The sequence below is a fragment of the Mycobacterium kyogaense genome (assembly GCF_003254575.1).
GTDB classification, from domain to species: Bacteria; Actinomycetota; Actinomycetes; order Mycobacteriales; family Mycobacteriaceae; genus Mycobacterium; species Mycobacterium kyogaense.
The window spans coordinates 17721-31663 of the sequence record NZ_QJUA01000027.1; the positions used below are offsets into that span (position 1 = coordinate 17721).

Annotated in this window: 12 protein-coding genes; 4 read left to right on the forward strand and 8 right to left on the reverse strand. The window is 69.8% G+C overall.

Translation table 11 applies throughout. The annotated features are described in order from the left end of the window. Positions 1–83 precede the first annotated feature (83 nt). Entirely contained in the window at positions 84–1259 is a 1176-nt protein-coding gene (locus tag DMB80_RS17965; RefSeq protein WP_111511101.1) for an acyl-CoA dehydrogenase family protein, read from the reverse strand. Positions 1260–1420: 161 nt separating this feature from the next. Here DMB80_RS17965 and DMB80_RS17970 point away from each other — a divergent pair, with 161 nt between their 5' ends. Continuing rightward, complete coding sequence (locus DMB80_RS17970) at positions 1421–3700, forward strand: molybdopterin-dependent oxidoreductase (protein WP_111511102.1); 2280 nt, start codon at positions 1421–1423, stop codon at positions 3698–3700. Here DMB80_RS17970 and hflX read toward each other — a convergent pair. The 5 genes from hflX to DMB80_RS17995 are packed head-to-tail and all read right to left on the reverse strand — an operon-like array spanning position 3690 to position 8525. Then, a complete protein-coding gene (gene hflX, locus DMB80_RS17975; protein WP_111511103.1) occupies positions 3690–5102 on the reverse strand; it encodes a GTPase HflX in 1413 nt (470 codons plus the stop codon). The genes DMB80_RS17970 and hflX overlap by 11 nt on opposite strands. A gap of 45 nt (positions 5103–5147) precedes the next feature. Next, positions 5148–6023 (reverse strand): diaminopimelate epimerase, encoded by an 876-nt coding sequence (gene dapF, locus DMB80_RS17980; RefSeq protein WP_111511104.1) that lies wholly within the window; start codon positions 6021–6023, stop codon positions 5148–5150. 4 nt (positions 6024–6027) lie between these two features. Next, positions 6028–6942, reverse strand: coding sequence for a tRNA (adenosine(37)-N6)-dimethylallyltransferase MiaA (gene miaA / locus DMB80_RS17985; RefSeq protein ID WP_111511105.1), 915 nt, complete (start codon positions 6940–6942; stop codon positions 6028–6030). Beyond that, the gene (locus tag DMB80_RS17990) at positions 6939–7625 is read right to left on the reverse strand and encodes a class III extradiol ring-cleavage dioxygenase family protein (protein ID WP_111511156.1); all 687 of its coding nucleotides are present in this window, start codon (positions 7623–7625) and stop codon (positions 6939–6941) included. Before DMB80_RS17990 ends, miaA begins: the two co-directional genes overlap by 4 nt. Positions 7626–7649: 24 nt before the next feature. Continuing rightward, a complete protein-coding gene (locus DMB80_RS17995; RefSeq protein WP_046365148.1) occupies positions 7650–8525 on the reverse strand; it encodes a DMT family transporter in 876 nt (291 codons plus the stop codon). A gap of 173 nt (positions 8526–8698) precedes the next feature. On the opposite strand from DMB80_RS17995, the gene DMB80_RS18000 reads away from it, so the two are divergent. Further along, positions 8699–10081, forward strand: coding sequence for a DUF349 domain-containing protein (locus DMB80_RS18000; protein WP_111511106.1), 1383 nt, complete (start codon positions 8699–8701; stop codon positions 10079–10081). 3 nt (positions 10082–10084) lie between these two features. Here the strand turns inward: DMB80_RS18000 and DMB80_RS18005 are convergent, their stop codons facing one another. Together DMB80_RS18005 and miaB are read right to left on the reverse strand one after the other, a co-directional pair. After that, the gene (locus DMB80_RS18005) at positions 10085–10687 is read right to left on the reverse strand and encodes an Rv2732c family membrane protein (RefSeq protein ID WP_111511107.1); all 603 of its coding nucleotides are present in this window, start codon (positions 10685–10687) and stop codon (positions 10085–10087) included. Then, positions 10675–12219, reverse strand: coding sequence for a tRNA (N6-isopentenyl adenosine(37)-C2)-methylthiotransferase MiaB (gene miaB / locus DMB80_RS18010; RefSeq protein ID WP_111511108.1), 1545 nt, complete (start codon positions 12217–12219; stop codon positions 10675–10677). Before miaB ends, DMB80_RS18005 begins: the two co-directional genes overlap by 13 nt. 122 nt (positions 12220–12341) lie before the next feature. Here miaB and DMB80_RS18015 point away from each other — a divergent pair, with 122 nt between their 5' ends. Both DMB80_RS18015 and DMB80_RS18020 read left to right on the forward strand, forming a co-directional pair. After that, a complete protein-coding gene (locus tag DMB80_RS18015) occupies positions 12342–13070 on the forward strand; it encodes an amino acid ABC transporter ATP-binding protein (protein WP_082133428.1) in 729 nt (242 codons plus the stop codon). A gap of 22 nt (positions 13071–13092) precedes the next feature. Then, positions 13093–13926, forward strand: a complete 834-nt coding sequence (locus tag DMB80_RS18020; RefSeq protein WP_048423581.1) for a glutamate ABC transporter substrate-binding protein — start codon at positions 13093–13095, stop codon at positions 13924–13926. The last annotated feature ends 17 nt before the right edge of the window (positions 13927–13943 follow it).

Consider the following 13943-nt stretch of genomic DNA (forward strand, 5'->3'; position numbering starts at 1 on the left):
TTACCGCGTGCGTTCACTCTGCGTCAGCGGACCGCGTTTACCAAGCCACCTCGCCGTCAGCGCCGCAAAATGGCACTGACCGCCTACACACCCAGGCTGCGACCGATGATCTCTTTCATGATCTCGGTGGTGCCGCCGTAGATGGTCTGCACGCGGGCGTCGAGATAGGCCCGCGCAACGTCGTATTCGCGCATGTAGCCGTAGCCGCCGTGCAGTTGCAGGCAGCGGTCGATGAGGTGCACCTGCTTTTCCGTGGCGTACCACTTGGCCATCGCGGCCTGCTCGACGGTGAGCTTGTCCTCCAGATGCAGCCGGATGAACTCGTCGACCATCAGTCGGACGACGGTGGCTTCGGTGGACAGCTCTGCCAGCAGGAAACGGCTGTTCTGCTGGCTGCCGATCGGCTTGCCGAAGGCCTTGCGCTCCTTGGCGTACTGCAGCGTGCCGGCCAGCACGGCTTCCATCGCCGCCGCGGCCATGATCGCGATGCTGATGCGTTCCTGCGGCAGGTTCTGCATCAGGTAGATGAAGCCCTGGCCCTCTTCGCCGAGCAGGTTCTCGACCGGCACCTTCACGTCGGTGAACGACAGCTCGGCGGTGTCCTGGGCGTCCAGCCCCACCTTGTCGAGTTTGCGACCGCGCTCGAAGCCCTCCATGCCACGCTCGACCACCAGCAGTGAGAAGCCCAGCGCGCCCTTGTCGGGGTCTGTCTGGGCCACGACGATCACCAGGTCGGACAGGATGCCGTTGGTGATGAAGGTCTTCGAGCCGTTGAGGATGTAGTGGTCGCCGTCGCGGACCGCCCGGGTTTTGATGCCCTGCAGGTCACTGCCGGTGCCGGGTTCGGTCATCGCGATGGCGCTGATGTATTCGCCGCTGCAGAACTTCGGCAGCCAGCGTTGCTTCTGCTCTTCGGTGCCCAGGCGGATGAAGTACGGCGCCACGACGTCGTTGTGCAGGCTGAAGCCGAGCCCGCTGTAGCGACCGGCGGTGATCTCTTCGGTGATGACGGTGTTGTAGCGGAAGTCGGTGACCCCGCCGCCGCCGTACTCCTCGGGGACCGCCATGCCGAGGAAGCCCTGCTTGCCTGCCTCCACCCAGACACTGCGGTCCACCAGCTTGTCGGCCTCCCACTGGTCGTGGTGTGGCGCGACGTGGCGTTCGAGGAACGTCCGGAAGGAGTCGCGGAACATGTCGTGTTCCGGTTCGAACAGCGTGCGCTCGTAGGCGATGACGGACTTTTCGGCTGCAGAGCCCATGGAGGAATCCTCGCGTCGTTGATCGGATCGGGAACGTCGGAACTTTTCAGCCACGGTACCCCACCCAACCGGATGGTTGGGCTCCGGCGAGGCAGGGATCGGCCCACCCGCAACGACACGCGGTGCCCGCCCGGGCCGTACCCGCCCTACACTCAGGCCCCATGGGCACCAGCCTCACCCACTGGGGCGCCTTCCGCGCCACCGTCGAGGCCGGCGACGTCGCCTCTGTCGCCCCGATCGCCGGCGACACCGACCCGTCCCCCGCACTGGGCAATCTGCCCGGCTCGGTCCGCCACTCGGCGCGCATCACCGGCCCGGCGGTGCGCCGGGGCTGGCTCGACGACGGACCGGGACCGAGCAGTCGCCGCGGCGCCGACGACTTCGTCGCCGTCAGCTGGGACGAGCTCACCGAGCTCCTCGCCGCCGAGTTGCGGCGTGTCATCGACCGCCACGGCAACGGCGCGCTCTACGGCGGTTCGTACGGCTGGGCCAGCGCCGGCCGGTTCCACCATGCGCAGAGCCAGGTGCACCGGATCCTCAATTGCCTTGGCGGCTACACGTTTTCCCGGCACTCCTACAGCCTGGGCGCCACCGGTGTGATCATGCCGCGGGTGGTGGGCACGCATGACGATCTGTTCAAGCGGTCCACCGCCTGGGACGTCATCGTCGAGCACACCGAGTTGCTGGTGTGCTTCGGGGGGCTCGCGCTGAAGAACACGGGGGTCAATCACGGTGGCACGACGGCTCATCCGGCCCGGGATGCGCTGAACCGCTTCCGTGCGGGCGGCGGCCGGATCGTGTCGTTCTCCCCGCTGCGTGACGACGTCGACGGGCCCTGCGACTGGTTCGCGCCGGTGCCCGGGACGGACGTGGCCATCATGCTGGCCCTGGCGCACGTGCTGGCCACCGAGTCGCTGGCCGACCGTGACTTCCTGGCCACCTACTGCACGGGATACGAACGGTTCGAGCGCTACTTGCTCGGCATCGACGACGGTGTACCCAAATCGCCGCAGTGGGCGGCCGGGCTCTGCGGGCTGGACCCCGAGGACCTGACCGCGCTGGCTCGCCAGATGGCCGCGCACCGCACGATCGTCACGGTCAGTTGGTCGTTGCAGCGCACCAGGTTCGGCGAGCAGGCCCCGTGGATGGGGTTGACGCTGGCCGCGATGCTGGGTCAGATCGGCCTGCCGGGCGGCGGCTTCGGCCACGGGTACGGATCGATGAACGAGCCGGGGCTACCACCTCTTCGCTGCGCGCTCCCCCGGCTGCCGCAGGGCGTCAACCCCGTCACCTCGTTCATTCCCGTCGCGGCGATCAGCGACATGCTGCTCCATCCCGGAGAGTCGTTCGACTACAACGGGTTACGGCTCACCTATCCCGATGTCAAAATGGTCTACTGGGCCGGCGGCAACCCGTTCCACCATCACCAGAACATTCCGCGGCTGCGCCGAGCGTTGGGGCGCGTGGACACCGTCGTGGTGCACGATCCGTACTGGACCGCGATGGCCAGGCACGCCGACATCGTCGTGCCGTCGACGACGTTCCTCGAGCGCGACGACTTCTCCGGTTCCCGCAACGATCCGGTGCTGATGGCGATGCCCCGGCTGACCGAGCCCTATGCAGACGCCCGCGACGACTACGACACCTTCGCCGCGCTCGCTGCCGCCCTCGGCGTCGAAGAGGACTTCACAGAGGGTCGCACCTCGGCGCAGTGGCTGCGCCACCTGTACGACACATGGTCACAGGCGTTGGATTTCGCGGTGCCCACGTTCGACGAGTTCTGGTCGGCCGGGCAGGTGCGGCTTCCGGTGGATGACGGGCTGACCCTGCTGGCCGACTTCCGCGCCGACCCGGCGGCGCACCGGCTCGGCACCCGCAGCGGGCTGATCGAGATCTTCTCCGACGACATCGACGGCTTCGGGTATTCCGATTGCGCGGGACATCCCGCGTGGTTCGAGCCGTCCGAATGGCTCGGCGGCCCGCGCGCCCAGCGCTACCCACTGCATCTGATCGCCAATCAGCCGGCCTCCCGCCTACACAGCCAGCTCGACGGAGGCAAGACCAGCCAGGACTCGAAAGTGTCCGGGCGGGAACCGATCCGGATGCATCCGTCCGATGCGCAGGCGCGCGGGCTGCACACCGGCGACGTGGTGCGGGTGTTCAACGACCGCGGCGCATGCCTGGCCGGGGTGCTCGTCGACGAGCGGGTACGGCCGCAGGTGGTCCAACTGTCGACCGGGGCCTGGTACGACCCGATCGATCCTGCCGACCCCGAGGCGTTGTGCGTTCACGGCAACCCGAACGTGTTCACCGACGACATCGGAACGTCGTCGCTGGCCCGCGGCTGCACTGGTGCGCACGTCCTCGTCGAGATCGAGAAGTACGCCGCGACACCGCCTCCGGTGCGCGCACATCAGCCGCCGCGGATCGTCAGGCGGTAGCGAACTCGGCGAGGCCTGCGGCCAGTGCGACCGGTACCCGAGCGGTGATCCGGGTGCCCGCCTCGGTGTGTTCGGTGGCGTCGATACGGCCTTCGGAATGCATCCGTGCGACGAGATCCCCGCGGTCGTAGGGAATCGTCACGTCGACGGCCGTGTCCGTGGGTTCGACGAGTTCGGCCATCTTGGCCCGCAACTGATCCAGTCCGTCACCGGTGTGCGCGGAGACGAACACCGCGCCGGGCAGCGCGCGGCGCAACGTGGCCAGCATCAGTCCGCTGGCGGCGTCGGTCTTGTTGACCACCAACAGTTCTCGCGGCGCAGCGATGCCGTACTCGGCGACGACGTCGTTGATCACCGCGCGCACGGCGTTGATCTGGGCCAGCGGGTTCACATCGGAGCCGTCGACCACGTGCACCAGCAGTTCGGCGTCGACGACCTCTTCCAGGGTCGACCGGAACGCCTCGACCAGCTGGGTGGGCAGATGCCGCACGAACCCGACGGTGTCGGTCAGCACGAACGGCCGTCCGTCGTCGAATTGTCCGCGGCGCGTGGTGGGTTCGAGGGTGGCGAACAGCGCGTTCTCGACCAGTACGCCGGCACCGGTGAGCGCGTTGAGCAGACTCGACTTGCCGGCGTTGGTGTAGCCGACGATCGCGACCGACGGCACCTCGCTGCGCCGGCGCCCACTGCGCTGGGTGTCGCGGATCTTCTTCATGTCCTTGATCTCGCGACGCAGCTTGGCCATCCGTTCCCGGATGCGCCGGCGGTCGGTTTCGATCTTCGTCTCACCGGGACCGCGGGTACCCACGCCGCCCCCGGCACCGCCGGCACGGCCGCCCGCCTGACGCGACATCGATTCACCCCAGCCGCGCAGCCTGGGCAGCATGTACTCCATCTGCGCGAGCGAGACCTGCGCCTTGCCCTCCCGGCTGGTGGCGTGCTGGGCGAAGATGTCGAGGATCAGCGCGGTGCGGTCGATGACCTTGACCTTCACCACCTTCTCCAACGCATTCAGCTGGGCGGGGCTCAGTTCACCGTCGCAGATCACGGTGTCGGCGCCGGTGGCGATGACGACCTCGCGCAGCTCGGCAGCCTTACCGGAACCGATGTAGGTGGCGGGGTCGGGCTTGTCGCGGCGCTGGATCACACCTTCGAGCACTTCGGAGCCGGCGGTTTCGGCGAGCGCGGCGAGTTCGGCGAGGCTGGCGTCGGCATCGGCGGCCGAGCCCTCGGTCCAGACGCCGACCAGGACCACGCGTTCGAGGCGCAGCTGGCGGTACTCGACCTCGGAGATGTCGGCCAGTTCGGTGGAGAGCCCGGCGACGCGGCGCAGGGCCGCACGCTCTTCGAGGGCGAGTTCACCCACGCTGGGGGTGTCGTTGCGGAATTCGGGATACGTCATAGGCGAATCAAGGTTCGCACGGAGAACACTGTTCATGCACCTGCTTTAACGTCCATGCGCGGCCCACCATTCCTCGGCGAGCTCGCCGTGGGCGACCAGTACAGACGGTCCGCGCAGGTAGCTGGTCGCGTCGGTGACGGTGACGGTGACGGCGCCACCCGGGACGTGCACGGTCACCTCGCCGGTCTCCTCTCCCTGCTGGGCCAGCGCGGCGACGGCGGCGGCGACCGTTCCGGTGCCGCAGGAGCGCGTCTCCCCCACGCCGCGCTCGTGCACCCGCATCGTGACCGCACGGTCGGCGTCCAGCACGGTGAGCACCTCGACGTTGACCCCGTCGGGAAACGTCTCGGGGTCGAAGGTCACCGGTGCCGCCACGTCGAGTCCGGCCAGCGTCTCGGTCGTCAGCTGGGCGTCGACGCAGGCCAGGTGCGGATTGCCGACGTCGACGGCCAGCCCGGCGAACGACCGTCCGCCCACGGTGGCGGTGGACGAGCCGAGCACGTTGGCTTTGCCCATCTCCACGGTCACCTCGGCGCGCACCGGGTCGGCGGAGTGCAGCACCACCGGGCGGGGGCCCGCGAGTGAGCCGACCACGAACTCGTCGCGGGTCTCGAGCCCGCTGGCCCGCAGGTAGTGCGCGAACACCCGCACTCCGTTACCGCACATCTGGGCGATCGACCCGTCGGCGTTCCGGTAGTCCATGTACCAGTCGCCGGGCGCGAGCCCCTCCGGCAGCCGGTCGAAGACCCCCGCGTCGAGCGCTGCGCCCGCGGTGGTCACCCGCAGCACCCCGTCGGCGCCGAGACCCTGCCTGCGGTCGCACAGCGCGGCGACCGCGGCCGGCGACAGCGTCACGGCGGCCTGCAGGTCGGGCAGGACGACGAAGTCGTTCTGCGTGCCGTGCCCTTTGGCGAACTTCACCTGGTCAGGATACGTCCCGCCAGATGCGCACGGCGCTGGCTGCGAGATCGGCAGCCGCGCCGTCCAGCCACGTGATGCGGTGATCTCGGCGGAACCACGAGCGCTGCCTGCGCACATAGCGACGGGTTCCGACGAAGGTGGGTTCGCGAGCGGCCGACCCATCGCCGCCGGCGTCGAGATCGGCCAGCACCTGTGCGTATCCGAGCGCCCGGGCCGCGGTCACGCCGTCGCGCAACCCACGGTCCCGGAGCTCGCGCACTTCGTCGATCAGGCCCGCGGCGAACATGGCGTCGGTGCGCTGCGCCAGCCGTTGATCGAGAACCTCGGTGGGCCAATCCAATCCGACGATGGCGGTGTTCCAGCGGGGTGTGCCGATGGTGGGCGCAGACGCCGCGAAGGGCTGACCCGTCAGCTCGACGACCTCCAGCGCGCGCACGATGCGCCGCCCGTCGGTGGGCAGGATCGACGCCGCCGCGGCCGGATCGACTCGTGCGAGCTCACGGTGCAGCCCGGCTACTCCGACCTCGGCCAGCCGGGCCTCCCACCGGGCCCGCACGGCCGGATCGGTGGCGGGGAACGTCCATTCGTCGAGCAGCGACTGGATGTAGAGCATCGAGCCGCCCACGATCACCGGGACCGCGCCCCTGGCGAGGATGGCGTCCACGTCGTCGGACGCGGATTGCTGGTACCGGGCGACGGTCGCGGTCTCGGTGACGTCGAGGACGTCGAGCTGGTGGTGCGGGATGCCCTGTCGCTCGTCGGGGAGCAGCTTGGCGGTGCCGATGTCCATCCCGCGGTAGAGCTGCATCGCGTCGGCGTTGACCACCTCGATCGGGTGGCCGATCAGGTCGGCGACCGCCAGCGCGAGCGCCGACTTGCCGGTGCCGGTCGGGCCGATGACGGCCAGCGGCCGGGTCACGGTGTCCAGACGCCCACGGTGTAGCCGACGCCGTAGGGGGCTCCGCGGTAGAGCTGCTCGGCGGTGCGGGGTCCGGGCTCGGCCAGTCCGGCCAGCACCTGGAACGCGACGCGGCCCACGATGCCGTCGGGCAGCGCGGCCAGCGCCGCACGATCGCCGCCGGCGAGCGCGTCGTCGAGGGCGGCCTGCACCGCGACGGAGTCCGGATCGTGGCCGCCGGGGGCTGCCGCGGTCAGGGTGTTCGCGCCGTCGGCGACGACGAGCACCCCGACGGCGTCGGGTCCGGCGTCGAGCTCGCGGCGCAGGGCCCGGCCTGCGGCCACGGCCGCCTGCGGCGCGGTGCGCTCGGTCCAGGTGCGCACCTCGACGACGGCGGGGTTCGCGACGAGACCTCGCAACCAGCCGGCGATGAGCGCGCACAACGGCAGGGCTCGGGGTCCGCCGGCCGCCGCATCGGACAGCCGGACTGCGACGTCGACCCCGTATCCGGCGAACGTGCCCACGGCGTCGGGCCCGATCGCGGCGTCGGCGTCGGCCACCCCGACGGCGAGCCAGCGCGACGGCAGCCTGCCCGCCGCCGTCACCGCCGCGACGCGCAGATCGGCGACCTCCGCGGCCGCCGCACCGGCCAGTTCGGGCACCATGACCGGCGGCGACGGAACGATCGCGATGGCGGTCAGCACGCCCACCAACCTAACCGGCGCACCTCAGGCGGGTTCGCGCGTGGCCGCTTCGCCACGGGCGAGGGCCGCGGTCGCGACGACCATCACGACCACCGCGACGACCAGCACGAAGACCCCGGCCTCCCCGGGCCGCAGCGTCTCACCGAGCACGACGACGCCGAGCACGCTGGCCACCACCGGTTCGGCGACCGTCATCGTCGGCAACGACGCCGTCAGCGCCCCCGAGCGGAACGAGGCCTGCTGCATGGCGGTACCGGCGATCGCGACCGCCGCCCACACATACAGTTCGGGCGTCTTCAGCAGCGTCTCCACCCCGGCCCAGCTGCCCACGTCCAAGCGGGTCACCACCGCCTTGGTCAGCACCGCGAACAACCCCCACAGCGCGCCGGAGACCACCGCCAGCAGGACGGCGCTGACCGTCGGAGGGGCCACCTGCGCGGCCAGCAGGCACAGCGCCAGGGCCGGCCCCAGTACGGCGGCCACCCACACCCAGGTGTGCAGCGACGCCCGGGACGCACCCTCGGTCGGATCGCCCACCGTGACGATCACGGCGACTGCCGCAGCCAGCAGGGCGGCCCACAGCCACTGCCAGTTGGTCACCCGCCGGCCCGACAGCCGCGCACTGATGGGAAGTGCGAAGAGCAGGGAGGTCACCAGCAGTGCCTGCACCAGGAGCACCGATCCCAGGCCCAGCGCGGCGGCCTGCAGCGCGAAGCCGACCGCGGCCACTCCGCTGCCCAACCACCACCGGCCGTCGCGCAGCAAGCGGGCGAACAGCTCGACGTGGCCGACGGGTTCGTCAGTCACGTCGTGGGCGCTGCGCTGGTGGATGACGTCGCCGATGGCGATGAAGAGGGCCGCCGCCAACGCCAGCACCGCGGCGATCTCCGCCCTGGCCATCGGCCACCTCCTCCAGTCCACCGATCCGATTTCGCACCGAGCCTAGAGACCGCGGGCGCCAAGCCGTGGGCGCAGCGCCGGGCGACCTGTTTGAATAGCGTTCACACCATCTTCAGGCGCCGCGCTGCGCGGCAGGTGCGCGGGACCCCGCGCGGAGACACGAGGTAGCTGACATGACGATGACCGGACCGGGCGAATCCGCAGACACCGGCGTACCCGAGACAGGCTCCGCGCCGGCGTCCCCGCCGCGCCCGGGTCCGTCGAGCGTCAGACCCAAGCCAGGACCGGCACGTCCCGTTCCGCGTCCGGCGGCGCCCGCGGCGGCACCGGCCGTCGCGACCGTGCCGTCGGTCGACCCCCATCGCTTCGGCCGCGTCGACCCCGACGGCACGGTGTGGCTGATCACCGCTGCCGGGGAACGGCAGATCGCATCGTGGCAGGCCGGCGACACCGAGGCCGCCTACGCGCACTTCGGGCGCCGCTTCGACGATCTGCACACCGAGGTGGTTCTCCTCGAACACCGGCTGGCGTCGGGTTCCGGCGACGCGCGCAAGATCCGCACCGCGGCGGTGGCCCTGGCCGAGAGCCTGCCCGATGCTCACGTGCTCGGCGATGTCGATTCGCTGGCGGAGCGGCTGACCGCGATCGTCACGCAGGCCGACAGCGCCTCGCAGGAGGAGAAGGCCAAGCGCGAGGAGTTCCGCGCCCAGCAGACGGCTCGCAAGGAGGCGCTCGCCGTCGAGGCCGAGGAGTTGGCCACCACGGCGACGCAGTGGAAGGCCGCCGGTGACCGGATGCGCGCCATTCTCGACGAGTGGAAGACGATCAGCGGCGTCGACCGCAAGACCGACGATGCGCTGTGGAAGAGGTACTCGGCGGCGCGCGAGACGTTCAACCGGCGCCGCGGTTCGCACTTCGCCGAACTGGACCGCGAACGCGCCGGCGCCCGGCAGGCCAAAGAAGCTCTGTGTGTGCGCGCCGAGGAACTCAGTGACTCCACCGACTGGGGGGCCACCTCGGCGACGTTCCGCGACCTGCTGACCGAGTGGAAGGCCGCCGGCCGGGCGGCCAAGGACGTCGACGACGCGCTGTGGCAGCGGTTCAAGGGCGCCCAGGACAAGTTCTTCTCGGCCCGCAATGCCGCCACCGCCGAGCGCGACGCCGAGTTCTCGGCCAACGCCGAAGCCAAGGAGGCGCTGCTCGCCGAGGCCGAGCGGATCGACCCCTCCGACCGCGACGCCGCGCGCGCGGCACTACGCACGATCGGCGACAAATGGGACGCCATCGGCAAGGTTCCGCGGGAGCGCGCACCCGAACTCGAGCGGCGCATGCGCGCGGTGGAGAAGAAGATCCGCGACGCCCCCACAGGTGGCGTGGATCCGGAGGCGCAGGCTCGTGCCGACCAGTTCCGGGAACGCGCCGAACAGTTCGAACGCCAAGCGGAGAAGGCGGAAGCGGCCGGTCGCGCCAAGGACGCCGAACAGGCGCGGGCGAGCGCGCAGCAGTGGCGGGAGTGGGCTGAGGCGGCCGTCGAGGCGCTCGGGAAGAGGCGCTAGCCCCTACGTGGCCGGTTTGTCGTCCTCACCAGGGGTGTCGCCGTAGGTGTCGAGCAGGCCTTTGCTCTCGCGTTCGGCGAGCAGCCGGCGGCGGTGCTCCTCGGTGGCCAACTGCAGGGCGCTGCGCGCGGCGACCACGCGGGCCCAGTGGTACGCGAGCAGGATCACCGAGAACCACGCGACGAGTAGGCCGATGCCGGGCCCCGGGTAGGGCGCGGCGGCGGTCTGGCGGGACCACACTGCCAGCAGTCCGAGGAACGACGCCACCGTCGAGCCAGCGAGCGCGATCCAGGCCAGCGCCCAGCGCCGGGTGAGCAGCGCGAGGATCGAGAATCCGGCGCCGAACACGACCGCCAGCCAGGCGAACACCTTGTGCGGCAGCGCGATGGCGCTGGCGTGCGCGGCGTCGGAGCCCGCGAGCACGTCCAGGCCGCGCGCATCGCCGGCATGCGGCAACGCCAGCGTCGCCAGCAGGGCGAACACGAAGATCGCGATGGCCAGTGCTCGGGGTCCCGGGTCGATCTCGCGGGCGATGCGGCGCTCGGCCTCCTCGAGGTCTTCCCGGAGGTGGTCGAAATCGTCGGGACGGCCGGTCATCGCGCGCATCCCGCCGCGGCCGGGGCGGACTGGGCGGGCGCACCGATGCCCGGCATGCCGAGGCCCGTCCCGGTGCTGGGCCGCTGCCCGTTCTCGTGTGCGTCGCCGGCGCGGGTGCGCCGGTGCGCGAGCAGCGTGGCATCGGCGATCAGGTGGTGGGGCGCGGCGCCGGTGACCGTGGTGACGACGACGTCGCCGGGCCGGATGGCCGCGGCGTCGGGCCCCGGCGCGAAGTGCACGAGTCGGCCGTCGCGCGCACGGCCCGACATGCGGGCGGTGGCGATGTCCTTGCGGCCCTCGCCGGTGGCGACGAGCAGCTCGACGGTTCGGCCGATCTGGGCCGCGTTCTCCTCCATCGAGATCGTCTCCTGCAGCTCGATCAGCCGCTGATAGCGCTGCGACACAACGTCTTTGGCGACCTGATCAGGAAGCTCGGCGGCGGGCGTGCCGGGCCGCTTGCTGTACTGGAAGGTGAAGGCGCTGGAGAACCGGGCCGCGGCGACGACGTCGAGGGTGGCCTGGAAGTCCTCCTCCGTCTCACCCGGGAAGCCGACGATGATGTCGGTCGTGATCGCCGCATGCGGAATCGCCGCACGCACCCGGTCGATGATGCCCAGATACTTCTCGGCGCGGTAGGAGCGTCGCATCGCCTTCAGCACCCGGTCAGAGCCGGACTGCAGCGGCATGTGCAGTGTGGGGCACACATTGGGGGTCTCGGCCATCGCCTCGATGACGTCGTCGGTGAACTCGGCCGGATGTGGCGAGGTGAACCGCACCCGCTCCAACCCGTCGATCTGCCCGCAGGCACGCAGCAGCTTGGCGAATGCGCCGCGGTCGCGCGGCTGATCCGGGTCGGCGAACGACACGCCGTAGGCGTTGACGTTCTGACCGAGCAGCGTGATCTCCAGCACGCCCTGGTCGACCAGAGACTGCACCTCGGCCAGTACGTCACCGGGCCTGCGGTCGACCTCTTTACCGCGCAACGAGGGCACGATGCAGAACGTGCACGTGTTGTTGCAGCCCACCGAGATCGACACCCACGCGGCGTAAGCGGATTCACGCCGCGCCGGCAGCGACGACGGGAACTCGCGCAGCGCCTCGGCGATCTCGACCTGGGCGGTGCGGTTGTGCCGGGCCCGGTCGAGGAGCGCCGGCAGCGAGCCGATGTTGTGGGTGCCGAACACGACATCGACGTACGGCGCCTTGCGCAGCACCGTGTCGCGGTCCTTCTGGGCCAGGCAGCCCCCGACGGCGATCTGCATGTCGGGATCGGCCTGTTTCCGGGGCGCGAGGTGGCTGAGGTTTCCGTACAACTTGTTGTCGGCGTTCTCGCGGACCGCGCAGGTGTTGAACACCACGATGTCGGGGTCCGCACCGTCGGTGGCGCGCTGGTAGCCGGCCTCTTCGAGCAGGCCGGCGATGCGCTCGGAGTCGTGCACGTTCATCTGGCAGCCATAGGTGCGGACCTGGAAAGTGCGTGCGCAGCGATGGGCTGTCGCCGCATCGCCTCCCCTGGTCACCACCGAAGTCACGGCGACCATCCTACGGCGGCGAGCTGGGCGTCCCGCCCCGCGCCAGATTGCGCAAGTTGTGGGGCCATCTGTGCGTTCCCTGGGTAAGGTCACCTCCCATGGAGAGCCCCAGGGAGTCCCCTGACGTGCCGATGATCTCGATGAAGGCGGTCAACAAGCACTTCGGCTCCCTGCACGTCCTGCAGGACATCGACCTCGATGTCGGCAAGGGTGAGGTCATCGTCGTCATCGGCCCGTCGGGCTCGGGCAAATCGACGTTGTGCCGCACCATCAATCGCCTCGAGACCATCGATTCGGGCACGATCACGATCGACGGCCAGACGCTGCCCGCAGAGGGCCGCAAGCTCGCCCAGCTACGCAGTGACGTCGGCATGGTGTTCCAGTCGTTCAACCTGTTCGCCCACAAGACGATCGTCGAGAACGTCATGCTGGCCCCGGTCAAGGTGCGGAAGAAGGGCAAGGGCGATGCGCGTGCGGCGGCGATGACGCTGCTCGAACGGGTCGGGGTGGCCAACCAGGCCGACAAGTACCCCGCTCAACTGTCGGGCGGTCAGCAGCAGCGCGTGGCGATCGCACGGTCGCTGGCGATGAGCCCGAAGGTCATGCTGTTCGACGAACCGACCAGCGCACTGGACCCGGAGATGATCAACGAGGTGCTGTCGGTGATGACCGACCTGGCCTCCGACGGTATGACGATGCTCGTGGTCACCCACGAGATGGGCTTCGCCCGGCGTGCCGCGCACCGCGTGGTGTTCATGGCCGACGGCGCGATCGTCGAGAACGCCGAACCCGCGCAGTTCTTCGACAACCCGACCTCTGATCGCGCCAAAGACTTCCTCGGCAAGATCCTGCATCACTGATTGCGAAAGGAACCCCTTCACCATGGCTTCTAGGCCGACCTTCTCGTCCCGCGCGGTGGCCGCTCTCGCGCTGGCCGTCGCCCTCCCGTTCGCCGCGACCGCGTGCGGCGGCGGCAACAGCGGAGGCGGTGGCGGGGGTGGCGACACCATCGTGATCGGCACCAAGTTCGACCAGCCCGGCCTGGGGATGAAGAACCCCGACGGCACGATGAGCGGTTTCGACGTGGACGTCGCGACCTACGTCGCCGGTGAACTGGGCTACGCCCCGGACAAGATCGAGTGGAAGGAATCCCCGTCGTCGCAGCGGGAGAACCTGATCCAGAACGGTCAGGTCAGTTTCATCGCGGCGACGTACTCGATCACCGATGCGCGCAAGGAGAAGGTGTCCTTTGCCGGCCCGTACCTGATCACCGGCCAAAGCCTGCTGGTGCGGGCGGACAACAACGACATCACCGGTAAGGCCTCGCTGGAGGGCAAGATCCTCTGCTCGGTGTCGGGGTCGACGCCGGCGCAGAAGATCAAAGACGAATACCCGAAGGTGCAGCTGCAGCAGTTCGACACCTACTCGGCGTGCATCGAGTCGATCAAGAACGGCGCTGTCGACGCGGTCACCACCGATGAGGTCATTCTCGCCGGCTACGCCGCGCAGAGCCCCGGCACGTTCAAGATCGTCGGCGAGCCGTTCTCCGAGGAGCGCTACGGCATCGGTCTGAAGAAGGACGACAACGAGCTGAAGACCAAGATCAACGATGCGCTGAAGAAGATGGAGGACAGCGGAGCCTGGAAGGCCGCGTTCGACAAGAACCTCGGCCCGGCCGGCATCACGGCTCCCGCACCGCCGCCGCTGGACAAGTAGTCACCGGTCCGACTCCC